This window comes from Achromobacter colocynthidis, assembly GCF_057334535.1.
In genome coordinates, this window is the sequence record NZ_JBHFIZ010000037.1 from 693,414 (window position 1) to 714,545 (window position 21,132).

Annotated in this window: 27 protein-coding genes; 6 read left to right on the forward strand and 21 right to left on the reverse strand. The window is 59.9% G+C overall.

Features of this window, described 5'->3' with window-relative positions; genetic code table 11:
* The first annotated feature begins 115 nt into the window (after positions 1 to 115).
* From ACE04A_RS22815 to ACE04A_RS22840, 6 genes are read left to right on the forward strand one after another with little or no spacing between them, the layout of a single operon-like run.
* On the forward strand, positions 116 to 250 hold the full coding sequence (locus tag ACE04A_RS22815) for a hypothetical protein (protein WP_448716529.1): 135 nt from the start codon (positions 116 to 118) through the stop codon (positions 248 to 250).
* Positions 251 to 297: 47 nt separating this feature from the next.
* Positions 298 to 2,457 carry a YcaO-like family protein gene (locus tag ACE04A_RS22820; protein ID WP_448716530.1) on the forward strand — a complete coding sequence of 720 codons (2,160 nt, stop codon included), beginning with the start codon at positions 298 to 300 and terminating at the stop codon, positions 2,455 to 2,457.
* A 13-nt stretch (positions 2,458 to 2,470) separates the two neighbouring features.
* Positions 2,471 to 3,373, forward strand: coding sequence for a hypothetical protein (locus ACE04A_RS22825; protein ID WP_448716532.1), 903 nt, complete (start codon positions 2,471 to 2,473; stop codon positions 3,371 to 3,373).
* Entirely contained in the window at positions 3,370 to 4,488 is a 1,119-nt protein-coding gene (locus ACE04A_RS22830; protein ID WP_448716533.1) for an ATP-grasp domain-containing protein, read from the forward strand. Before ACE04A_RS22825 ends, ACE04A_RS22830 begins: the two co-directional genes overlap by 4 nt.
* 27 nt (positions 4,489 to 4,515) lie before the next feature.
* The gene (locus tag ACE04A_RS22835; RefSeq protein WP_448716535.1) at positions 4,516 to 5,079 is read left to right on the forward strand and encodes a tetratricopeptide repeat protein; all 564 of its coding nucleotides are present in this window, start codon (positions 4,516 to 4,518) and stop codon (positions 5,077 to 5,079) included.
* A gap of 8 nt (positions 5,080 to 5,087) precedes the next feature.
* The gene (locus ACE04A_RS22840; RefSeq protein ID WP_448716536.1) at positions 5,088 to 5,456 is read left to right on the forward strand and encodes a hypothetical protein; all 369 of its coding nucleotides are present in this window, start codon (positions 5,088 to 5,090) and stop codon (positions 5,454 to 5,456) included.
* Positions 5,457 to 5,495: 39 nt separating this feature from the next.
* Here the strand turns inward: ACE04A_RS22840 and ACE04A_RS22845 are convergent, their stop codons facing one another.
* From ACE04A_RS22845 to flgG, 21 genes are all read right to left on the reverse strand, one after another.
* Entirely contained in the window at positions 5,496 to 6,614 is a 1,119-nt protein-coding gene (locus tag ACE04A_RS22845; RefSeq protein WP_448716538.1) for a tetratricopeptide repeat protein, read from the reverse strand.
* Positions 6,615 to 6,671: 57 nt separating this feature from the next.
* Positions 6,672 to 7,448, reverse strand: a complete 777-nt coding sequence (locus tag ACE04A_RS22850) for a sigma-70 family RNA polymerase sigma factor (protein WP_448716539.1) — start codon at positions 7,446 to 7,448, stop codon at positions 6,672 to 6,674.
* Positions 7,449 to 7,462: 14 nt separating this feature from the next.
* Positions 7,463 to 8,227, reverse strand: coding sequence for a flagellar type III secretion system pore protein FliP (gene fliP, locus ACE04A_RS22855; protein WP_448716540.1), 765 nt, complete (start codon positions 8,225 to 8,227; stop codon positions 7,463 to 7,465).
* Positions 8,224 to 8,550: a hypothetical protein gene (locus ACE04A_RS22860; protein WP_448716541.1), complete on the reverse strand. Its 327-nt coding sequence runs from the start codon at positions 8,548 to 8,550 to the stop codon at positions 8,224 to 8,226. Before ACE04A_RS22860 ends, fliP begins: the two co-directional genes overlap by 4 nt.
* Positions 8,547 to 8,894, reverse strand: a complete 348-nt coding sequence (locus ACE04A_RS22865; protein ID WP_448716543.1) for a FliM/FliN family flagellar motor switch protein — start codon at positions 8,892 to 8,894, stop codon at positions 8,547 to 8,549. Before ACE04A_RS22865 ends, ACE04A_RS22860 begins: the two co-directional genes overlap by 4 nt.
* 39 nt (positions 8,895 to 8,933) lie before the next feature.
* Complete coding sequence (locus ACE04A_RS22870) at positions 8,934 to 9,497, reverse strand: FliM/FliN family flagellar motor switch protein (RefSeq protein ID WP_448716544.1); 564 nt, start codon at positions 9,495 to 9,497, stop codon at positions 8,934 to 8,936.
* Positions 9,498 to 9,700: 203 nt separating this feature from the next.
* Positions 9,701 to 10,900: a flagellar hook protein FlgE gene (locus ACE04A_RS22875; RefSeq protein ID WP_448716545.1), complete on the reverse strand. Its 1,200-nt coding sequence runs from the start codon at positions 10,898 to 10,900 to the stop codon at positions 9,701 to 9,703.
* Positions 10,901 to 10,909: 9 nt separating this feature from the next.
* Positions 10,910 to 11,296: a flagellar hook assembly protein FlgD gene (locus tag ACE04A_RS22880; protein WP_448716546.1), complete on the reverse strand. Its 387-nt coding sequence runs from the start codon at positions 11,294 to 11,296 to the stop codon at positions 10,910 to 10,912.
* A gap of 5 nt (positions 11,297 to 11,301) precedes the next feature.
* Entirely contained in the window at positions 11,302 to 11,991 is a 690-nt protein-coding gene (locus ACE04A_RS22885; protein WP_485820549.1) for a hypothetical protein, read from the reverse strand.
* The gene (locus ACE04A_RS22890) at positions 11,988 to 12,446 is read right to left on the reverse strand and encodes a hypothetical protein (RefSeq protein WP_448716548.1); all 459 of its coding nucleotides are present in this window, start codon (positions 12,444 to 12,446) and stop codon (positions 11,988 to 11,990) included. The genes ACE04A_RS22885 and ACE04A_RS22890 overlap by 4 nt, the downstream gene beginning before the upstream one ends.
* Positions 12,443 to 13,780 carry a FliI/YscN family ATPase gene (locus ACE04A_RS22895; protein WP_448716549.1) on the reverse strand — a complete coding sequence of 446 codons (1,338 nt, stop codon included), beginning with the start codon at positions 13,778 to 13,780 and terminating at the stop codon, positions 12,443 to 12,445. The genes ACE04A_RS22890 and ACE04A_RS22895 overlap by 4 nt, the downstream gene beginning before the upstream one ends.
* Positions 13,777 to 14,529 (reverse strand): FliH/SctL family protein, encoded by a 753-nt coding sequence (locus tag ACE04A_RS22900; protein WP_448716551.1) that lies wholly within the window; start codon positions 14,527 to 14,529, stop codon positions 13,777 to 13,779. The genes ACE04A_RS22895 and ACE04A_RS22900 overlap by 4 nt, the downstream gene beginning before the upstream one ends.
* Positions 14,526 to 15,050: a hypothetical protein gene (locus tag ACE04A_RS22905; protein ID WP_448716553.1), complete on the reverse strand. Its 525-nt coding sequence runs from the start codon at positions 15,048 to 15,050 to the stop codon at positions 14,526 to 14,528. The genes ACE04A_RS22900 and ACE04A_RS22905 overlap by 4 nt, the downstream gene beginning before the upstream one ends.
* Positions 15,047 to 16,477 carry a flagellar basal-body MS-ring/collar protein FliF gene (gene fliF, locus ACE04A_RS22910; RefSeq protein ID WP_448716554.1) on the reverse strand — a complete coding sequence of 477 codons (1,431 nt, stop codon included), beginning with the start codon at positions 16,475 to 16,477 and terminating at the stop codon, positions 15,047 to 15,049. The genes ACE04A_RS22905 and fliF overlap by 4 nt, the downstream gene beginning before the upstream one ends.
* 17 nt (positions 16,478 to 16,494) lie before the next feature.
* Positions 16,495 to 16,800: a flagellar hook-basal body complex protein FliE gene (gene fliE, locus ACE04A_RS22915; protein ID WP_448716556.1), complete on the reverse strand. Its 306-nt coding sequence runs from the start codon at positions 16,798 to 16,800 to the stop codon at positions 16,495 to 16,497.
* Positions 16,797 to 17,234 (reverse strand): flagellar basal body rod protein FlgC, encoded by a 438-nt coding sequence (gene flgC / locus ACE04A_RS22920; protein WP_448716557.1) that lies wholly within the window; start codon positions 17,232 to 17,234, stop codon positions 16,797 to 16,799. Before flgC ends, fliE begins: the two co-directional genes overlap by 4 nt.
* Positions 17,235 to 17,236: 2 nt before the next feature.
* Positions 17,237 to 17,614 carry a flagellar basal body rod protein FlgB gene (gene flgB, locus ACE04A_RS22925; protein WP_448716558.1) on the reverse strand — a complete coding sequence of 126 codons (378 nt, stop codon included), beginning with the start codon at positions 17,612 to 17,614 and terminating at the stop codon, positions 17,237 to 17,239.
* A 30-nt stretch (positions 17,615 to 17,644) separates the two neighbouring features.
* Positions 17,645 to 18,778 (reverse strand): flagellar basal body P-ring protein FlgI, encoded by a 1,134-nt coding sequence (locus tag ACE04A_RS22930; protein WP_485820550.1) that lies wholly within the window; start codon positions 18,776 to 18,778, stop codon positions 17,645 to 17,647.
* On the reverse strand, positions 18,778 to 19,371 hold the full coding sequence (locus tag ACE04A_RS22935; RefSeq protein ID WP_448716560.1) for a flagellar basal body L-ring protein FlgH: 594 nt from the start codon (positions 19,369 to 19,371) through the stop codon (positions 18,778 to 18,780). Before ACE04A_RS22935 ends, ACE04A_RS22930 begins: the two co-directional genes overlap by 1 nt.
* Complete coding sequence (gene flgA, locus ACE04A_RS22940; RefSeq protein WP_448716562.1) at positions 19,368 to 20,330, reverse strand: flagellar basal body P-ring formation chaperone FlgA; 963 nt, start codon at positions 20,328 to 20,330, stop codon at positions 19,368 to 19,370. Before flgA ends, ACE04A_RS22935 begins: the two co-directional genes overlap by 4 nt.
* A gap of 9 nt (positions 20,331 to 20,339) precedes the next feature.
* The gene (gene flgG, locus ACE04A_RS22945; RefSeq protein ID WP_448716563.1) at positions 20,340 to 21,122 is read right to left on the reverse strand and encodes a flagellar basal-body rod protein FlgG; all 783 of its coding nucleotides are present in this window, start codon (positions 21,120 to 21,122) and stop codon (positions 20,340 to 20,342) included.
* Between the last annotated feature and the right edge of the window lie 10 nt (positions 21,123 to 21,132).

Genomic DNA, 21,132 nt, shown 5'->3' on the forward strand with positions numbered 1-21,132 from the left:
GACCGGGACTAAACCGGCGCCGTGCCACGCGGACAAGTTGTATGAGCCGGCAAATGGCCGGTCTATTCCTATGCGGCCGGCCGCCAGGCACGCCAATATCCATATCGGAGCAACCATGAGCCAGACCCCTATCAACTCGCAGCAACCCGTCGCCGGTCAAAACGACCCCAAGCGCTTCACCTGGAGCGTGGCCAGCCAGCAGCGCCGCACCCAATCCATGCCGGTGCCGGCCGGAAGCAGCGGCAAGTAACTCGCGCAAGCCGGTCCGCGGGCACTGCTCGCGCCCGGCCCTCCGCCATGCAACTGGATCTTCCCCATGTGTTGATGCCCGGGAGCCTGCTGCATGGTGCGACCCTGCAATGCCGGCTCGGCAACCGCAGCCTGTCATTGCGCGCACCTCGCGCGGTCCTGCGCAGCCTGTATGCGTTTGACGGCAGCCTTACTCCCAGACAGTGGCTCGACGCCTGCGCGAAACGCCATTGGGATACCAGCGCCGCTGCCGGTCTGCTCTATGCACTGGTGGACTGCAAAATTCTGGTCTGCGTGCATGATCTCGCGCGACAGCTTTGGAGTCATGCCGAAAATCCAAGGTCGATGGGCGGCGTTCCTACCACGGACACCGTGCTAGAACTTGTAGAGGCCGCGCAACGACGTCTGGCGACGCCGGCTCCTCCTTCCTCCATCACCTTCAACAGCGACCGCCGTGCCGAGCCTCTGCATCGCTTGCTACGCGCGCGCGTTTCCAGCCGAGCTTTCGGCTGCGCGCCGATTCCGCCCCCAACGCTAACCGCCCTGCTTTGGGCCGCGGCCGGAGTCGTCGGCGAAGAAGATCGTCTTCGAGCCACTACTCCCTCGGCCGGCGCACTCTATCCGCTCAGGCACTATTACGTGAACCTTCGTACGACCGGCGATCTTGCGCCAGGTGTTTACGAACTGTGCGCAGGAAAGCCAGGGCAATTGCATTACGTTCAGTGCCACTCGGATCTGACTCAACTCGACGCGGCATTCTCTACGCCCAACCTGCTGGCCCATGCGCAAGGCATTCTCGTGGTGTGTGGGGATTTTGCACAAAGCGCAAGCAAGTACGGTCCGCGCGCGCTTTCTTATGTGCCCCTTGAAGCAGGGCATGCTGCCCAGAACGTTCTACTTGCCGCGGCGGCATGCGATTGCCATGCCGTCGAGATCGGTGGCTTTATTGAACAGGACCTTGCCGCATTGCTGCGATGCGAGCCATCCTTCGTCCCCATAACAACGGTGGCGCTGGGATCCACTGCCCCTTCTCGCGATACGCACGATGCAAGCGAGTTTGAATGGGTGGACGTCCGCGATGCCGACGGACATCGCCCATTTTTCCTTTGCCGTGCCCGCGCTGCGCCGATGCATCCTTGGTCCTGGGGTCGCGACCTGGAACCTAAGCACGCACGCCTTAAAGCCACAATGGAAAGCCACGAACGCGCAGCCTTGTGGCAACCGCGCGACTTGATCCGCGCGCGCTTCCACGACCTGACCGGTGCGGTGGATCCGACCACGATCCTCGCCTACGACGCCGCGCAATACCGCCGCTCCAACTTTCCCTATCGCCCCTTCGATCCGACAGCGCAATACCTTTGGAAAGCCGCACGCAACGTACTCAATGGTTCACCATGCTTCGTGCTTGCCGACCTTGTCTATCTGGAGGAAGGCTTGGCGGGTCTCCTGCGGCCACCGCCCTACACCAGCGCCAACACGTCCGGCGCAGCATCCCACTTGTCCTTCGAAGCCGCGTTGGAAAACGCGGCTCTAGAATTGATCGAGCGCGATGCATTCATGCGCCTATGGCTGGGTGCAGGCGCCAAAGAAGTGAACGAAGCGCAGTTACCGGATGAGTTGAAAGCGAGGATTGCCCGCCTGCGCGCACTAGGTGTGACGGTTGCCTTGCGCGACATCGGTCATGCCTATTGCCACGTGGCCTTCTGTCACGCCCAATCGGGATCCCTGCACTTCACCCGCGTTTCCAGCTGCGCCGCCTACAACTTCAATTCGGCGATGGAGCACGCGCTGATGGAGCTGGAATCACAGGTTCTTATCTCGCTGCACAACCCACCCCCTGCCCCGATCCGAGCAAGCCAAGTCCGCCAAGCCGAGGACCATGCAGCGTTGTACGGACAAAAGGCGCACTTCCGCAAGGCCGACTTCCTGACAGCGAACATCCGAGTCTCGCCTGAACCCCAGCGTCTTGCTCATGACTGGGCACATTTGACGCGGCTACTCCTTGACGACGGGCAACAACTGATCGTCGTCGACCTGACCGACGGAGCGCCGACCCAGACGCCCAGCGTCAAGGCATTCATACCCGGATTGATACCGATAAAGTTCGGAGCCGGCAACGAGCCTGGCGGTCATTCGGCCTACCAACTTCTACGCCAGAAATTCGCTACGCCAGATCGCGTTCGCGGATTCCCACACCCTTTCAACTGAAGGATATAGGCCCATGCCAACGTACTCCGTTAAAGAGGCGCCCGAAGCCCTCACCATCGTTCAGCACTTGAAAGAACAAACGTCGTTTTCGCAAGCGAGTTCGGCCTTGAACGATCGCACGTCGTCTGAGCTGTTGGCGATCCCGTTGCCAGAGGATCTGTATAAAGACTTGCAGGATGCCGCGCATGAAGTGATAGACACCTATGGGCTGCACGGCTGGCTATCGGCCGAAGGCCGTCACCACAATCACAGCTACCAATCCTTATCACTGGTCTACAACCCCGACATGCAAGATCCTGGTGTGCACGATGTGCACCAGGCAACGCTAGGCACGTCGCTGAATCCCATTAGCGAATTTTTCTACAACTCGGTTCAACATCACCGCAGCTTGAAAAACTCGTATTTTGATTCCTACGGGTTTCGCGTTCGTACGCCGGCAGCCAAGGTCGGTGCGCTTGGGAAATTCCTGGACGAGTGCGGCTTGAAACTAATCCGCTCGCGTCTGTCAGTGCTGATCGGAGAACGCGGAGCTACAACCGATTTCATGGATGGCTGGCATCGTGACGAACCGGTATTTGAAAACCTGCGGCTGAATATTCCTTTGACATCCGATCCGGCTTACCGGCTACAGATCGAGCACGAGAAAGACAAACCCCAGATGGACTCCGACACCATGACCGAGCATTTCCTTTCGCCCGGATACGCCTACACATTCAACACCAATATCCCGCACCGGGTGTACGTGAAAGAGCCGAGCAACACGCCTCGCATCCATTTGGTTCTGGGATTTTCCCCCTGGTTCGATCACAACGACGATCACGATCTCTGGAAGGCCAACACGCATTTTGGCAAAACCCACCCATTCGATCTGCTGCGCAACGGCCAACTGCACACCGCGTTGAAGGCACCCGTATGAAAAAGAATATCGTGCTGCTCTCCTCGTACAGTCGAGAAAGTGTCGCCAAAGAGAAGCAGTACAAAGCGGCCGCCCATACGCTAGGGCTCGGCGTGGCCGAGTATCCCGATGCACAGACCGTGGGGGTTATCGCCTGCAGCGACTTTCGTAGCGTAGATGCCGCGAACCTGGCCGCATTGCACGGCGTGGCGGGCCCCGACGTGCTGGCGACGATGCTCGCCACTCAAAAATCGCTCGCCTACCGATTCTTCGCGCAACGTGGATTCGCCACGCTATGGGCACATGCTCCGCTCCGCGTAGAAGACCTGAAGCTGAACCTTCCGCACCAGATCATCGTCAAGCCCGACAAGGGAAGCGGATCGTTCGCCGAGCATCCCTGGGCATATCAGCGTTACGACAGCCTTCAGCACTTTCATGACTGGCTGGTTGAGCAGCAGTTGCTGGAAGCGTTTCTGGCTTACCAGAACGATCCCAACTCGTGGTACGGGCGCTACCTGACCATGGAGTACATCGGCGACAGCGACGTCTATACCGCAGCCGCGGTGGCCGGACCGGAGGGATTTACCGTCTACGAAGGCGGCCGTTTGCGATTCACGACGGATTCGTTGCAATGCGAGTGGATGCTTCTGGGGCAGAGGCACCCTCGGCACGAAGAAATCGAAGGAATGATCCAAGCCCTCTACGACGTGGGCCTGCGCCAATCCATTATCTACATCCAAGCCGTCGAGAAGGACGGACGCCTGTGTGCGATCGACATCAATCTGCGTCCAGGAACGATGCCCGACCGAGCGTTTCAGGGTTTGGGGCTGCCCTTCTATCAGACCGCCCTTGCATACATGCTGGGGATGGCTGTTTCATTGGATTTCACCTGGGTCGCCCCCTATATAGGCATTCGACGCGTGGTGGTACCCTTGCAACACGGTCGCCGCACGGCGGAATTCGGCGCCGGATGCGTCCCTCTGATTGGGGAGCTTGCCTACGATTCGAACCGCCCCTTCGATCTTGGCCACGCATGGCCGATGTTCGCCGTCACAGGACAAAACGACGACGAATGCGCTCAGCTCGCAGAATCGCTTGCCAGCGAAATGCTGTTGTCGCCGCTGGCGCCGATTTGACGACCCCCATCTCCGCACATATACGCTATGACTCCCGCCGCTTCCCCCCTTCCATTTCTGGATCAATACGCTCAGGCGCTTGAAGATGGAGATAGCGAGCGCGCGCTCGCCATCCTGCAGCAGGCGCATGAGGATTTCCCTGATTCGGGACAGACACTTGCACTATTGGCCGCCCAGTACATTCAAATGGGAGCGCCGGATGCTGCTGAAGCGGCATTTATCGGCGCGTTGCAACGGGATGCCGCGCTCCCTACCGCAAGATTTCAGCTAGGCTTGCTGCAATACACGAGCGGGAGACCCCACACCGCTTTTCAAACCTGGCAACCATTGGACATGCTGGGGGAAAGTCATTATCTGGTGCACTTCAAGCGCGCATTTGCCGCCCTTGCCATCGATGCTTTTGACGACACACTCTTGCTTCTCGATAAGGGCATTGCTGCCAACCAGGATAACGCAGCACTGAACCAAGACATGCGCATGCTTGGCGCCCAGATCAATGCGCTGCGGGCCAAGAGCGACGAAGAGTCTTCCGTTTCCCAAGACGAAGCCGCGACTCAATTCGTCCTTGCATCCTACAAGCAGAACCTGTAGAGCCAACCATGATTGACGGCATTGGGCGCCTCGCCCAACTTATCCAGCAACGCACCGTTTCTGGTGCAAGATCTGGTGATATCGGCCGAGCGGGAAAAGCCGCTACTACAAAAAAATCGACAGAGCCCCCTGCATTTACCGAACTCTTGAAGCGAGTTGCCAGCCTTGCTCCCGACGACCAAGAGCGGGAGCGCAAGGCGTTCCGTTATTTTTTGGAGGCGGCGTTGGTTTCTGACATGGGCACGAGCCTGATCAACGATCCTAAGTTCCATCAGCTTGTAGACATTGTTCAGCAACGTATGGAAGCTCAACCGGAGTTGCTCGCAGCCAGCAGGCGGGCGGCGCGCCTGCTATTGGAAATTCCTCGGGAATCGTAGGTATCGGCGCCCCGGTCTCTGGTGCGCCGCCCTCGCTTGCTAGCGCCTTATCCAATCAACCAGAGACTTTCCATCGGGCGCCTCGACGCCGCGCAACGCGCGCGAAACAAGTGCTTGGAACTCCTCCGGTCGGTGAACGGCGCCGGACAAAACCGCTTGGGCAAATCGCGCCGATAGGCCGGCAGGGTCCAAGCGAAGCGCAAGCTCGATGTGCCGCGAGGCCGCGTCTCGAAGATTTGACACGGCGCACGCTACCGCGACGGCGCCATGACTTTCACCAAAGTTGTGGTCTAACGACAGCGCCCTTTCAAATGCGGCCTTCGCCTGCTGATGCGCCCCTGACAACAGCGATGCCCAACCTAACCCATGCCAACTGCCAATATGGTCTGGCATTAATGCCGTGGCGTACTCGAACGCGGAGCCGGCCGCGGCTCCATCCTGCAGTAACAGATGCGCAATGCCAAGCGATGACCATGCCCGGCCTTCCTTCGGCTTGGCTTGCACTACCGAGGCTAATATCGCGATAGCCTGTTCGGGATTTTTAGATGCCACCGCCAGTACGCCCGCCGTGGTGCGCGCCTCGACCGATTCCGGCAACGTGGCCAGTGCGATAGTTGCCCATTGTCCAGCAGCATCAAACTTTCCTGCGTCAACGGCGATCAAACTCAAGACTCCCGCCGCTTCCGGCAATTGCCGCAGCGTTTGCGCATGGACGTCACCCAACGATAGCGATTCGTCCAGCCGCCCAAGAAAGTGAAGCGTGCGTAATCGATTTGGCCACGCTTGGTCAGGCAATACACCACGCTGCTGCAGCGTTGACCACACACCCTCGGCCTCGTCATACCGGCCAGCATAGTGCAGCAGGTTGGCGTGGGCCCATTGCAGATCGATGTCCTCGGGGAAACGTTCGCAAAGGTCCGCCTGCAAGCTTAAAGCATCGTTCCATAGCCCCTGCGCGGCGAACAACGCCGCGCGCCTGTACTGCAGCGACGGCTCCTGCCCGGCGACGGCTAACGCCTGGTCCAGATAGGCGGCTGCTCGGCTGTACAGGCGCAGATCCAATGCCAGTTCAAATGCCTCCACCGCCAGCGACACGTTTCCCGGATCCTGTTCCAGATACCCGGCGTAGCGGTCCAAGCGATCAGCGGGATTCGACATGAGTATGTTTCCTATGGGCAAGTTCATTCAAAGTAGCGCGTAGCCCTATCCGCCGTTCTAAAAATCGGCGGAGGACTGTTGATATCGATTTAATTCCCGCCGGAGCATTTCCAGTGCCCGCTTATGCAGTTGGGAGATCCTGCCTTTAGTCAGACCCATCTCCACCGCGATGTCCTGGAAGGGGATGTCCTGCATATAGTGGGCACGGACGATATGGCGTTCGCGTTCTGGCAGGGAGGACACCAGCGCGATAACGCGGTCACGCAACTGCTTAAGCTCTACTTGCTCGTAGGCACCAAAGCCGTTGGAGTTTTCAGCATTCTGCCACTCGATAAGTCCGGATCCCTCCAACAGCACCCCAAGCGCCACGCCCACCCCGACGGCCGCCAACCGCCGGAACAGATCTTCGGCCGACTCAGTGGCTTCCCCCCCTTCGTCAAGTTCCCCTAAAGACGCGGCGCGATCTTCGTGGTGCGCCAAGCGCCGTTGAATCGCAACCTGTTGCTGTCGCTCGGTCAACTTTTCAAGGCCATTCAGAATCGAGCCAGTCATGCGCGTCGTAGCATAGGTCTTGAACGAGGCCCCTAATCCGGGCTGGTATCGATCCACACACTCCATCAGGCCTAATGAGGCGTATTGAAGGTAGTCATCGAACTCGAAGTCCTGCCCTCCCCGACGCGCGTACATCCGAGCTGCGATCGCCCGCGCGTAAGGAAGATAGCGTGTCACAAGCTGGTCGCGAAGAGATTGATCAGGTTGCTCGCGGTATCTACGCCACAAGGCGTCCTCATCCGGCGGGATGGGCCATTCCGACTCGACTGCTGCGACTTTCATAATGGCCAAGGGACTCAATGGAAGGACCCTATCGTTGACCGCAACACAAGCCCCCAGCCATCGATCAGCACAAATAGGAGGATCTTGATCGGCAGGGATACTGTTACGGGAGGCATCATCATCATCCCCAAGCCCATCAGCACGCTGGAGACAATGAGGTCGATCAGAAGAAATGGCAGAAAGATCACAAACCCAATCTGAAACGCCACCCTAAGCTCCGACAGCATGAAGGCGGGAATCAATTGGACGTTGCTTACCTGCTCCAACGTCTCCGGTTTCGATGCACCGGACAATTCAAGCATGAGCGCGAGATCTTCTTCGCGCGTCTGCTTGACCATGAAGACACGCATGGGCTGCGCTGCCCGGTCGTATGCCTCGTCGATCGACATCGCTCCTTGCATAAAAGGTTGAAGCGCATGTTGATTGACGTCCTGAATAACTGGAGACATGACAAAAAGCGTCAAGAACAATGAAAGCCCGAGCAGCGCGGCGTTAGGTGGCGTTTCCTGCATACCGAACGCATGTCGCAGCATCGACAGCACAATAATGATGCGAAGGAAGGCCGTCATGCATACCAGCATTGCCGGCAACAGGCTCAGCGCCGTCAAACCAATCGCAATGCGCAATGCTGTTGCGGTCTCCGGGGCAGCTCCGGCGACTGGAGCCAGAGAAGCAGCCAGGCCCGGTGCGCTTACGCCTGTCGCCGCCAAAGCGGAGCCGGCAAAAGTCGACAGCAAGGCGCCCAGCAGGATCTGCATCATGCGAGGGAATGGATTCAAGATATCCGCTCCTCATCATCGGCGGTCACGCGCTCTCTTGCGATTTCTCGGGCGCCAGTTTCACTGACCGACAACAGGATCCGATAATGGCCAAACTCCACGACCTCGAGTGCGACCTTCTGATTAAGTCTTGCTCCACCCAGTCGACGAACCGGCGAATTACCAGGCTTAAGCCAAACGGGCGCCCCGCCGCGTTTGCGTAGCCATAGCACCACGACGCAGGCCAGCAACGCGAGCAAAATCGCCAAAGCCCATGACCAGGACTGAAGTCCGGATACCGGCGTCATGTTCCGGGCAAAATCGAGTGGCGTCTCGGTGTTCATGCGAGTGAACGCAGATCCAGAGGCAGTTCGATGATTCTTACGCCGAAATGATCGCCCACTGCCACTAATTCCCCACGCGCCACCACGCTGCCTTCCAACAGCAGGTCCACGGGCTGATCGACGCGACGGTCCAACGCAAAAACCTGAGCGGTCTTGGCATTGATGAGGTCCCCCACGGTAAGTTCGACGTCGCCCACGCGCACGGACAAAGTCGCTTTTACGTTATGGATTGGGTTCAGATTTCGAATCGCCAAAGGGACTTGGTCGGCTGCGGCCTGCTCCCCTTCCGGGTAATCAATGGGCTGGGCCATCACATGCGCGATATCGCCTTGGTGTGTCGTCAACGTGTACTCCATATATATGCTTTAAAGATCCGCGCAAGCTCAAGGAATTGCGCGCTCCAATCGGACCGCTTTGCGAACACCGACTTTTGCCAAATGCGCCTGCGCGACGAAGCATCCGTCTGCGGCCCCCAAAGTGACGGGATCGTCAAGCTTGTGGTCAAGCGCAATCACGTCGCCCACGGCTAGTGAACACAGACTGCCGATTTCGAGTCGAACTGGCTGCAATGCCACGCTAAGCGAGATCGGACGCTGACCGATCACCTCTTGCAACGCCACTAGCGACGTCGCGGAGGGCTGCGCCTTTCGACCGGCGACCGCCCGGCATACCCCTGCGCTGAAGGCCAATTGCAACGTGGCGTTTCCGACGCAGAGCGCAAAAGCCAGGCCTCCTCGCTCCAGACCAGACGGCAACGCTTCGCGGGACTCATCCGCGGCGTTCCAATCGAAATGTGTACACAATGCGGCAGCCAGCGCATGTGCAGCTTGGCTTCCGGCCTGGAACGCCAAAGGACCGCCATGCCGGCCCAAACCCGGCGCGTCCTCGCCAGCGCTTCCGCACAGCGCAATTCCCAGCTCGCGCCCGGCTGCGTCCGGGTGGGTCATCCAAACTCCGTCCCTATCGCCGCGGCCCGTTATTGGTTTCCAGTCTGCTGCTTGGCTGACGCCGGTCCAGGGGATACTCGTCACCGAGGGAAGCCGGGACTGGCCTTCCCACAAGACCGTCCATTCGCCCAACGCGGCGGCTACCGCTGCGGCGGCACGTTGCTGTTCGGCGTCGGTCCACCAGCCAATTGTCCAAGTCGTCATTAGCGCCTGCCCTTCAAATCGAACAGCGACTGGATGAGGTCGTTTGCCGTCGAGATCGTTTGTGATGCAGCCTGATAGCCGCGCTGCATAACAACCAAATCACTGAATTCCTGGGAAAGGTCTACGTTCGACCCTTCGACGCGTCCAGTTTGCAGACGACCAAAGCCATCGATGCGAGGATTGCCGACCGTGCGCGCACCAGGCTCGGTCAACACGAATTGACTGGCTCCCAGCGGGGACAGCACTTCATCCGACGAGAACCGTGCCAATGCGATACGCGAACCCTGCACCGATTGGCCGTTCGAGTAGCTGACGGACAACGTCCCAGACGCGTCAAACGTAACGCCCGTTGCCGTGCCCGCGGCATAGCCATCCTGTTTCGACGCAGTCAATGTCGATGTGGTCCCCGAAGCGAAGGAGGTCACCCCTTCGCTGAAGTCAAACACCAGTTGCTGAGCGGACTGGCCCGTCTGCGGAAAATTCACATTGATCTTCGACGTCGCCGGGTCTATCCGTCCGTCTTTAAATACGAGCGTGCCCTCACCCAGACGCGTGGGGCCGTCTTCGATCGAGACTTTCCACGCACCCGGCTGAGTCGCGCCCTGATTCACAAAGGTGACCTTCAGCAGATGTTCCGCGCCAGACCTGTCATAGAACTTGACCGCGGTGAGTTCGTGATCTGTCCCGGTCGATGACAAATAGCCCGAAAACTGGATTGACGTGGTCGGGGTGGCGGCCGAGGTCGTCAATCCAGCCAAAGAAATCTCGCCCAGCGAACCCGTACCATCCCGATTAGTGCCCAACACGGCCGCGCCATCGGATTTGTTGCGCAAGATGCTGTCAGCAGCAAAGTCGAACTGTCCAGCCCGTGTATAGCGGATCTCCGAGTCGGCGCCGCGCAACATGAAATAGCCGGCTCCATCCAAAGCCATGTCCAAGCCGCTACCGGTCTGGCGAGCTTCGCCCGGGCTGAAGTCAATGCGGGTCGCATACGTGTTCACGCCCGCTCCCTCGCCGTTGTTGCCCGGCCCCTGGCGGTCGTGTTTAAACGGTACGCTGGCGTTGAATTGCTCTTCGAACAAGACCTGGGATTTCTTAAATCCGGGCGTATTCATGTTCGACACGTTGTTGCTGATCGTGCGCAAGCCTTTCGAGAATCCGTTCATCCCTGAAAGGCTGAGCCAAATGCTGTCTAGCATGGTATCCCCTTAGCGAATCGCTGTGACCGCACCCAAGCTCAAGTCGTTGACGACTGAGCCGCTGGAGGTTCGGACGCTCAACGTGGGCGTGCCGGAAGACAGGCTTAACGCCGTCACCGTTCCAGTGATGCTGCCCGTCGCCGATTCCACATCGACGGTCTTTCCGATCAAGCCAACCGACTGCAACGTCGACTGCAGCCCGACTAGCTGGTCAAGCTTGGAATAGGTCTGCCGGCTCTGCTCCAGGGACGAAAACTGTGCGATCTGACCGATGAAGTCCTGGTTCTCCATCGGCTTGAGCGGGTTTTGGTTCGTCAGTTGCGCAAGTAGCACCTTGAGCAGGTCCTGCATGCCAAGCTGGGTCGAGGCCGCAGCCCCGGTCGAATCGATTGCCATGATGCTTACTCCGACGGTTTGGTTGAGAGCAATGAAACGGGTGTCATGGAGCGGGTCGCCACCACTTCCCCATTGAGATACAGCGCCGCAACGCGATCGTCTTCGCCCCCGAGGCTGGCGACGATCGCCGCGGCCAGATGCTTCGCCTGCAGGCTGTTCAACGTGGCATCTCGCACCCAAATAGAGAGCCCGTTCTTGCCAGCCTCCATGTGCATACCCTGTTTTCGTGGCCGCGCGCCCGTTGTGTAGCGGGGCGCCGTGGGCGTATTCAGCTCCTCCTGGACGCCAACGACGGGCGGTTCCTCGAACGCGACTCCGCCCACAGTTCCGGCTGGCGGCATTGCCACTACGTAGGATGTGGGAAACGTTGGTGTCCCGGCGCGCCGAGGCGTGAATGGAAGTCGTGCCGATTGAACGTGTTCCTTGGACAACGGCGAGCCGGAAGCTGACGTCGTCTTGTACTCATATGACGGCGGGGGGCTGTGCTCAGCACCGCCATCACGAGGTGCCCCCCGGCCTTGATCGTCCGTGGTTGGTTGCTGATACATGTCGACGCCGCGATTGCCCAGCCAAGATTTAGCTTGCGCCTGTTCGACGGCCTGGCGCCAGTCGCCCGCACGCCCCCGAGAGCTGGACGCACCCGCGGTCGAAGTGGGTGCTGTCGCGCCCGCCATCAGTACATCAAACGCAGTCATGGGCGATGTCCTTTCAATGGCCACGAAGCATCGGCCAAGCGCTGCTCAACGCGAGCAGATTCCTGCGCAAACTCGCGTAGCGAATACTCCTTATGACGAGCTACGGTTTCAACGCGCCGATGAGCTAGCGCCACGTGCTCTCGGCAAAGCTCTACTTGCGCTTGCAGTTCCTGCCGCGATTCAACGGCTGCCGCGAGGGCAGCCTGTCGCACGGCCAGGGCCTCACGTACGGCGGCGAATCGAGCGGGGTCGAATCGCATCGACTGGCCTGATACCTCGATCCAATCGTCATGCGCCCGCGCCAACTCCAATTGCATATGGCCGATAAGGCGCTGCTGTTCGTCCACCTTTCGCTGGGCAGAGACCAAGAGCAAGCGCGTCTGTTCAAGCCTGTGCGCGTACAACGTTTCCAAAGCACCCAACGAATACTTGAAACGAGGTTGAGCCGCGGTCACGTTCCCGCCTCCTGTTCGGCCTTCAGCGCTTCACCTAATGATGCAAAGGCCCCGTCGCGCGTATCTGGCCTATCGGTATCCTGCCGCAGCCAGGCCTCCAGTTGAGGTGCTACTGCCAAGGCGGCGTCCAGGATGGGATTCGATCCGGCCTGATACGCACCGATGTCGACCATCTGACGGTTTCGCTCCAGCAAGGCCAGACATGCCGAGGCTTGGACCAATAAAGCCCGCTCTTCCTTGGTGGTCAGCTCGCTGACCAATCTGCTTGCACTACGCAGCACATCGATAGCTGGATAATGTCCGCGATGCGCCAGGTCGCGGCTAAGGACAATATGGCCATCCAGTGTCGCGCGCAGGCTGTCGGCAATTGGCTCGTTGAAATCGTCCCCCTCCACCAACACGGTAAAGACGGCGCTGATGGAGCCCCCGCCTTCCATACGGCCGCATCGCTCGCAGAGTTCGGGAATATCCGAGAAGACGGACGGCGTATATCCTCGCGCCGTCGGTGGCTCACCTGCCGCCAACCCGATCTCGCGCCGCGCCATCGCATACCGAGTGACCGAGTCCATGGTCAGGAAGACGTTCTTTCCTTGGCCCCTGAAGTACTCGGAAATGGCCAGGGCGGCATAGGTGGCCCGCGCCCGCATCAAGGCAGGTTCATCCGAGGTCGCTACCACCACCACCGAGCGCGCAAGCGTGTCCGGCCCAAGTTGCCGCTCGATAAAGTCCCGAACTTCGCGCCCTCGTTCGCCGATCAAGGCGATAACGTTGATATCCGCCTTCACGCCGCGCGCCAACATGCCCAGCAGCGTACTTTTTCCCACGCCACTGCCGGCGAAAATGCCAATACGCTGGCCTTGGCCTAAAGGCAACATGGCGTCGATAACGCGCACGCCCGTCTCCAGCGGCGTGTCAATGGGCTTTCGATGCAATGGATTGACGGCTGCCGCTTTCAAGGGCGCGTACGCAATCGCGTCCACGGGAGGGCCGTCATCCAGCGGTTCGCAGAATGCGTTGACAACTCGCCCCAACAATGCCGGCCCCACCGGCACACCCGTCAGGCTCCCCGCTGCTGTCACACGGCAACCCGCCGACACGCCATCAAGACGTCCATAGGGCATTAACACCACGCCATCAGGTTTGACTCCAACCACTTCGGCCAAGATGTCGCGGCCGGCCGAATGCGGTGTGATCCGACACAGTTCGCCCAGGCTGGCGTCCGGCCCTGAACACGTCACGACTAGGCCCGCCACCTGGCGAACCGCGCCATCGCGCGCATATATCGCCGCAGCACGAATTGCGTCTAGATAGGGGTGCATGGCAAAGCCCGTCATGCCTGATGGCCTCGAGCGCGATAGACCCGCATCAACGCATCTTCAAGAACGGTCACCTGTTTGAGCAGGCGAGCGTCAAGGTTGCCCGTCTCGGTTTGCAAGATGCAGCCACCTTCGATTGCTGGATCCTGAACCCACTGAACGTCGGCGGCCTGCGGCACAAGCGATAGCGGCAGCACGTTGGCCGCCTGCAGCAGTTCGATGTCGGCGGGGGCCATTCTGACCCTTACGCGCGTGGGGTCTCTTAACTGCGATCCCGCCTGCCGCACAATCGCCGCGACGGATTCCGCTTCAGGCGACTGTCCCAGGATTCGCGCAAGCGCGGCCATTGTCAGCTCAAGCGCCGCGTCTTCCGTGGCGACGCGTTCACGATCCAACGCGCCCGCGAGGGCTTCCGTCACGATCTCGAATCGCGTCTGCAGGGATAGCAAGTGTTCCGAGACCTGGACTTCGGCAGCGCGGAGACCTTCATCCCGACCGGCCGCCAAGCCTTCCTCACGCGCCCCTTTGCGTACCTGTTCGATTTCAGCGCGCATCATCCGCTGCGCTATCGCCAGCGCGCGTTGCTCGATCTCCGCCTCACTCACAGGGGGTGTGATCTTTACCTGCGCGGCGGAAACGGAAGTTGTCGCAGACGAAGAGGCGTTGGACGAGGAGGCAGGCAGACGCGGCGGCAGCTGAGCCGCCGGCCCCAACCGGCGTGACGACGGCGCCACGGGCATTTGCCGCAGGATAGGCGCTGTTTTCAAGTCGATCTCCTGGCGCGTCGCCCGAAGCGCCAACGAGTTTGCGGTACGCGGGGGTAAGTGGATTGGCGAAGACTCAGCCTACGGTCGAGTTCGCCAATCAACGCCTGCTCCAACGCTTCAGCGACAGGAAGCTGCGTCGCCAGGTTGTCGATTCGCTTCGCCCGAACCGGTCCGCAGAGTTCTCGTAGCGCTGGTCTCCAGGGCCAGTCATGAAGCCGAATGATCCTGCAAAGGACGGCGTCCGACTCACCTCTGAGAAGCGTCCATACATCTTCAGCGTCGGCCCGTAGCAATCGCTCGACCAACGCACCCGCAACCGGGCTGCGCGCCAATACCTCTTGCTCGCGCACCAGTTGCTGCACGATTTCGGGGTCAGCTGGCATACCCGTTACCCGCAGCTCATCGACCAACGCTGCCAGTTGCTTGCGCTGTGCCTCAGGCAAACGCGACAACAGCCACGCGCGGTCGCGGTCTGCCACCGCGTGCAGCGCCAAAGCGCTCATGCGCAGGCGGTCCATCATGGCTTCTCCACGTCCGTTGCCGGCTTGGCCGGATCTAACCATTCCCTCAACTGGTGAAGCAGAACCTCGCGTTGCTCCACGGACAAGCGAGGCGCCTGCGCGCGGCGCCGGCCCAAGAGCAACAGCAGCACGACCAACACTCCCCCCGCAGCCAGGAGGAACGCAATTGCCAGGCGTGGCGTCCATTCAAAATCGGTCCGCAGCACCGCGGCAGGGGCCGGCGCGCTTGCCACGGTCAACCCGGCATCCTGCGCGATTGCACCATTGCGCGCCGCCATCTGCTCGGTGCTATAGACTACGACCGTGTCTCCGCGCTCGACCTGCGCGCCAGCCGCATTTCCTACAAGGACACGAAGTCGATCCAGCGCAACGCCGTCAATGGGGCCACGGACCACAGCAGTCACACCCATTTTCATGATCACCCCAGGCGTGGAGACAATTTCTTCGACCTTTCTTCCCGCCTGGTAATCGGTCTCGCTTTCCGTTCCCCCGCCCGCGCGTCGACTGTTGTTAACACCCGCGCCCAGCTCGCCTTCCCGGTTCGACCGCCGCTCGCGGACCACCACACCGGTGGGCTGCCCCTTGCCTGTAGGCGAGTAGGGCAACACGTCTTCAGTCGTGATACGGATGCGGTCCATATTCAGCAACACGTCCACGCTCGCAACAACCGTCCCCGCGCCAAACGTCTGATCCAACATGGCCGAGATCTTTCGCGTCAGGTAATCCTCGGTCGAACGCTTCAACGCAAGCCGAGTATCCGCGGCCCCAGCGCCATCGCCTTCCTCTCCCGAAGCGGTCAGAGCCACGCCGTGTTGATTGACGATCGTGACATTGTGCGATTCGATATCAGGGATTGACGCCGACACCAGGCGCTGTATGCCCCAAACTTGCTCAGACGTCAGACTGCGTCCGTCTCGTAGTGCAACAGCAATCGACGCGGTAGGCGCCCCGCCGCCCCGATGAAACAAGCCTTGTTCGGGTAAGGCGATAAGCACTCGCGCTGATTCGACGTTAGACAACGACAGGATCGTTCTTGTGATTTCGCCCTGAAGCGCCCGTTGATAGTTGATTCTCTGTGCGAACTCCGTCATACCGAAGTCGGCGTTGTTAAAGAGTTCAAAGCCGACCCCGCCGTGCAACGGCAGGTCCTGACCCAAAAGACCAATCCGAGTCTTGTGAACCACTTCTTGCGGAACGAGAATGGCGGTACCTTCCGCCTCAAGTCTGTAGGGAATCTTCTGCTTGTCTAGCTCGCTCAACATCACCGACGCATCCTGCGGCTTCATGCCGGAGAAGAGCACCTGATAATTTCCGCGCGTTATCCAAAACCCGACTACAGCAACCGCCACGACAATGGCGCCAATACCCAGCGTCAAACTGACGCGATTGCGCCGATCAAGGCGCGTCCAAAACTCCGTGAGAGACATTTACGATGAATCCTGTGTCAAATCTGCATGCGCATGACTTCTTGGTATGCGTCCATCAGCCGGTTTCGCACTTGCAAGAAGAGTTGGAAGCTGGCCTTGGCCTCTTCCATGTGAATCATGACCTCATGGAGGTTCTGGACGTCCCCGACCGCCAGGCGTTGTGCGTCGACTTCCGTGCGGAGCAAAGCCCGGTTAACTCCAACCAAGCCGGCATTGACCATTGATTCAAAGGACGATCCTTGTGATGCCAGCGGCGCGGGCGCGCCTGCGGGCATCTGATGTGCTGCCGCGGCTTGCAAAGCCTCGATGGCGGCAATGCTCATGAACGGCCTCCGATCTCAAGCGCCTTCATGGCCATGGTCTTGGCCGCGTTGAATGCCGCCACATCCGCCTCGTAGGCACGGCTGGCGACCATCAACGTCATCATCTCAGTAAGGGAGTCGACACCGGGATACGAAACAAATCCGTCTTTATTGGCCTGGGGGTGTCCCGGTTCATACACGCGTCGTGCCGGCGCACGATACGGCGCCACGCTCAGTGTCTGTGCCGCGGCAATTCCTTGGTCCATCAGTGCGTCGAAGCTGCGTGCTCCCGGCACGGCGCGAACGGATGCTTGCACGCGCAGCGGTTGATACCCCGCTCCATTGGGCGACAAGGGCGAATTTGCGTTCGCAAGGTTTAACGCCGCCACATCGACGCGCAGCTTTTCCGCCGTCATCCCCGCCGCACTGATGGCGAATGCGCTTTGATAATCCATGGCTAGCGCCTTCCATCAGAAAGTGCCGCATCGACCAGCGCAATCTGCCCATTCAGCGATTTGATCAGCGCTTGGTAATGCAAGGTGTTACGAGCCAGACTCGCCACTTCCTGATCGATGGACACAGCGTTCGCCCCGTACGGCATGGCGGTTCCCGACGGCGCTTGGGACAACTGCGGCGTGGCGAGATCGCGGGGATCAAGCCGGCCGCCTCGCTGCAACGTATTCAAAGCACCGGGCATCAGTGCTTCGAACCCGACACGGATGGGCTTATAGCCAGCGGTATTGACGTTGGCGATATTGGTCGCGCCGACTTGCTGCCTGAGACTTGCTGCGTCAAGCGCAGCGCTCAGCGTGCTTAATGTGACGGGGTCAATCATGTTGATGGACGCTCATGAAAAGTGGCTGAATTACTGAATGATGAGATCGGCGTGCAGCGCGCCCGCCGTCTTGATTGCTCGCAGGATGGAAATGATGTCCCGCGTGCTCGTCCGAATCTTCGTCAACGCCTGTACCAACTCGGCAACGGTGCTGCCTTCCGACATGACGAAAGCGCTGCCCTCTCCTTCGCGTACATCGATGCTGGAGTTCGAGACCACTTCGGTGCGAATACCGTCGCCGCCCTGCCGCACGAAGATCGGCTGCGAAACCTGGTTATCGGTCACGATGGAGATTCGTAAATCACCGTGTGAGATAGCCACCTTGGACAAACGGACATTGCCGCCTGAAACCACCGTGCCGGTGCGTTCGTCAAGAATCACCTTGGCGCGTTGATCGGGCGTTACAGACAGTGCCTCGATCCTTGAGACAAAGGACACAAGGTCATCGCGCTGATAGTCGGGCACCATGATGTCGACGCCGGCGGCGTCGCGCGCACGCGCAACCTGGCTGCCGAGCGCGCGATTGATTTCGGCGGCAACGCGGCCGGCCGTCGTGTAGTCTGGATTGGCCAGCAGGAATGTCAGAATGCCATCGTTACTGATCATCTGAGCGGCAACGCCTACTTCGACTAAAGCGCCCCCTGGGATGGAGCCCGCGGTTGGGTGATTCTTCTGCACCACGTTGCCATTCATGTCGTAGCGGTAGCCGCCCACCGACAAGGGGCCTTGGGCCAGCGCATAGACTCTTCCGTTGGCGGCCTTCAACGCCGTTACCAGCAGGTTGCCTCCCACCAGACTGCGCGCGTCCCCGGCCGACGTCACGACGACGTCAACCGCGTCACCCGGACGTGCAAACGGGGGCATCATTGCGCTGACCATCACTACCGCCACGTTCCGGCTCTGCACTTGTTCCGGGGCCACGGTCAGATCAAACTGCGAGTAGACGTTGGCCATGGCCTGGCGAGTCGTTTTGTTGGATGGAGAATCGCCAGTACCGGCGAGGCCGGCAACGATTCCGTATCCGATCAGCGAGTTCTCGCGCCAACCCTTCAACTTGCCCAAGTCCTTGATACGAACGACATCCGTCGCTGCAGGCCTTGCCGCCCAAGCCGGCCCCGTCGATCCCAGGAACGCGAAAGCCAGTACTACGATCAACGCACGCATCAAAACCCCAGCCAATTGAGAAAGCGGTTCCACCAGGCAGGACGCTGCCGGCCAGCCAATTCGCCTTCGCCTACATAGATAATTTCCGCCTCGGCCAGGCGCGTCGACAACACCACGTTGGCCGGCGAAATATCCTGCGGCCGCACCCTGCCCTTAACGTGGATCTTTTGCTGTTCGTCGTTCACCGTCAGCAATTGGTCGCCGTTCACATACAAGTCCCCGTTGGCTGCAATGTCGACGACGTTGACGGACATCTGCGCCAACAATCGTCCGGAGCGCTGCGTCTTTCCGCCGCCGTCGAAGTCGCCATCGACGTCCAGGCTTGCTGACGTGGTGGGATGCCGCGACAGGCTGAAGCCCGCATCGACGCTCGCCTTACGGCCAGTTGTGGTATCCGCGGAGCTTGTGGCGGACGATGTCTCCACGACTTGGATGGTCAACACGTCACCGATGCGCGCGGCCTTCCTATCCGTGCCCAACGAGCGATACAGCGTGGCGTCATAGAGGCTTTCAGCGCTTACTCCGGCTGCGATCATTGCGAGCACGGCAAAAACAACGCCACCAGCTCCCCAAGTGCGAAGTCGATTGATCATTCCTGTATCTCCACCAAGCCAGTGCGAACGACCTTTGCAAGGACCGTGTCTTCGGCCTTATTTGGCCTTACCCGCACCGAACGATCGACCCATCCGTCCTGCAGGGCTTGCGCAGTCGTCTCGATGACGACCGAACCCGATCGGACGCGCAACGCCACATGATCGCCACGTTCAACATCAGGAAGCGCCTGCAACTGCGCACGTAACAGCACGGCGCCCGCCGCGAGGGATTGCTTGGCTCGGACTTTGTGCAAGGGTGTGTCGGCGGGCCAATAGGCGCCCGTCAACGAGGCAACGTCGACTTCCTGCACGGATACGTCGTCCGAAGACAACGATGCCCCTGCAGCAACGTCTGCGTTCAACTGCAGAACAGGCGCGAATGCTCGAACGTTAAGGGCGATCGGAAGTGCTCGGTACAGGCCCTTGTCATGCCAAAGCTCAACCCACACCACCAAGCGGCTGGGCACGACTTCGCTTAGCTCCACTGCGCGAGGCCGCGCTTGATACTGGCCGGCCGCGACTTGCTGAGGCAACAGATTCCCTGCGGACTCCACATCAAATTTCCGATAGCGGGTCCGTAGCGCAGCCACTGCTGCCGCGATGGCTGCCTCGGTGACCTTGTTTCGATCAAGCGATACGACCTTGCGGGTCACACGTACACTTGAATTTCCTCGCCATGTCACCGGCCCCACCGGCTCCAGCGCAGTGTCGATCCAGCGTTGCAGCTCTTCCCTGCCGATTTCCCTCACGGCGTTGTCGACAGGAGCCCGCCCGATAGGTAGCCTGGCCAGGCTAGCGACCTGGTCCGCGCTTCCATCAAGCTTGGCAACATCGCCTAGCGTAAGGTCCGTGTTTTGAACCTGCACTGCGGCGCGCAGAAACACAGCCGTGCTTTCGGGCGTGCTTGCGCAGGCCATCGCAGACCAGAGCATCAGAAGCGGAAGAAGCAGCACTCGCACGTTGGTGACCTAGCGCCTGAGGTTGTTGACAAGACCGAGCATGTCATCGGAGGCCTGGACAATCTTGGCGTTCGCCTCATAGGCGCGTTGTGCGACCATCAAGTTGACGATTTCCTGGTTCAATTGCACGTTGGAAGACTCGAGATAGCCTTGCGCATACAAGCCCATCCCGTCTTCGCCCGGCCTTCCCAAGATGGGATCCCCGGAGCGCTCGGTCGCTTGGTACAGGCCGTCACCCAGCACCAGAAGGTCTTCCGGCGCGTTGAAGCGCACGAGATCCAGCTTTCCAAGCTCATCGGCATCGCGACCGCCGTTACGCCATGCGGTGATCCGGCCATCCGGAGCAATCGTCAGCTTTTCGCTGTCAGCAGGGACGGAGATCATCGCGTTCAACGGCAGACCTGACTGAGTGGTCAGCAACCCGTCCTGATCGACTTTCAATGTGCCGCCGCGGGTATAAGCGACGCTGCCATCCGGCATTGCCACTTCCAACAATCCATCGCCCCGAATCGCCAAATCCAAGGGCTGGCCGGTCGGCTTAACTTCTCCTGCCGAAAAGGACTTCGCATTGCGCGAAATTGCCACCCCCAATCCCATGTTCGACGCAGGATCCATTCCGAGTATGCCGGCCGGCAAGCCTTCCGCTGCGGCGCGGGTCATCATGTCTTCGAACACGACGTAGGACTTTTTGTAGCCTGTCGTGTTCATGTTGGCCAAATTTTGCGCGACCACGTCGACGCCAGCCTGTTGCGCATGCATGCCAGTTGCACCGATATATAGTGAATCAATCATTGCCAGACTC

Coding starts and splice junctions, on each gene's coding strand:
- ACE04A_RS22815 (WP_448716529.1), top strand. CDS start 116: ATGAGCCAGACCCCTATCAACTCGCAGCAACCCGTCGCCGGTCAAAAC.
- ACE04A_RS22820 (WP_448716530.1), top strand. CDS start 298: ATGCAACTGGATCTTCCCCATGTGTTGATGCCCGGGAGCCTGCTGCAT.
- ACE04A_RS22825 (WP_448716532.1), top strand. CDS start 2,471: ATGCCAACGTACTCCGTTAAAGAGGCGCCCGAAGCCCTCACCATCGTT.
- ACE04A_RS22830 (WP_448716533.1), top strand. CDS start 3,370: ATGAAAAAGAATATCGTGCTGCTCTCCTCGTACAGTCGAGAAAGTGTC.
- ACE04A_RS22835 (WP_448716535.1), top strand. CDS start 4,516: ATGACTCCCGCCGCTTCCCCCCTTCCATTTCTGGATCAATACGCTCAG.
- ACE04A_RS22840 (WP_448716536.1), top strand. CDS start 5,088: ATGATTGACGGCATTGGGCGCCTCGCCCAACTTATCCAGCAACGCACC.
- ACE04A_RS22845 (WP_448716538.1), bottom strand. CDS start 6,614: ATGTCGAATCCCGCTGATCGCTTGGACCGCTACGCCGGGTATCTGGAA.
- ACE04A_RS22850 (WP_448716539.1), bottom strand. CDS start 7,448: ATGAAAGTCGCAGCAGTCGAGTCGGAATGGCCCATCCCGCCGGATGAG.
- ACE04A_RS22860 (WP_448716541.1), bottom strand. CDS start 8,550: ATGAACACCGAGACGCCACTCGATTTTGCCCGGAACATGACGCCGGTA.
- ACE04A_RS22870 (WP_448716544.1), bottom strand. CDS start 9,497: ATGACCCACCCGGACGCAGCCGGGCGCGAGCTGGGAATTGCGCTGTGC.
- ACE04A_RS22875 (WP_448716545.1), bottom strand. CDS start 10,900: ATGCTAGACAGCATTTGGCTCAGCCTTTCAGGGATGAACGGATTCTCG.
- ACE04A_RS22880 (WP_448716546.1), bottom strand. CDS start 11,296: ATGGCAATCGATTCGACCGGGGCTGCGGCCTCGACCCAGCTTGGCATG.
- ACE04A_RS22885 (WP_485820549.1), bottom strand. CDS start 11,991: ATGACTGCGTTTGATGTACTGATGGCGGGCGCGACAGCACCCACTTCG.
- ACE04A_RS22895 (WP_448716549.1), bottom strand. CDS start 13,780: ATGACGGGCTTTGCCATGCACCCCTATCTAGACGCAATTCGTGCTGCG.
- ACE04A_RS22905 (WP_448716553.1), bottom strand. CDS start 15,050: ATGATGGACCGCCTGCGCATGAGCGCTTTGGCGCTGCACGCGGTGGCA.
- fliF (WP_448716554.1), bottom strand. CDS start 16,477: ATGTCTCTCACGGAGTTTTGGACGCGCCTTGATCGGCGCAATCGCGTC.
- fliE (WP_448716556.1), bottom strand. CDS start 16,800: ATGAGCATTGCCGCCATCGAGGCTTTGCAAGCCGCGGCAGCACATCAG.
- flgC (WP_448716557.1), bottom strand. CDS start 17,234: ATGGATTATCAAAGCGCATTCGCCATCAGTGCGGCGGGGATGACGGCG.
- flgB (WP_448716558.1), bottom strand. CDS start 17,614: ATGATTGACCCCGTCACATTAAGCACGCTGAGCGCTGCGCTTGACGCA.
- ACE04A_RS22930 (WP_485820550.1), bottom strand. CDS start 18,778: ATGCGTGCGTTGATCGTAGTACTGGCTTTCGCGTTCCTGGGATCGACG.
- ACE04A_RS22935 (WP_448716560.1), bottom strand. CDS start 19,371: ATGATCAATCGACTTCGCACTTGGGGAGCTGGTGGCGTTGTTTTTGCC.
- flgG (WP_448716563.1), bottom strand. CDS start 21,122: ATGATTGATTCACTATATATCGGTGCAACTGGCATGCATGCGCAACAG.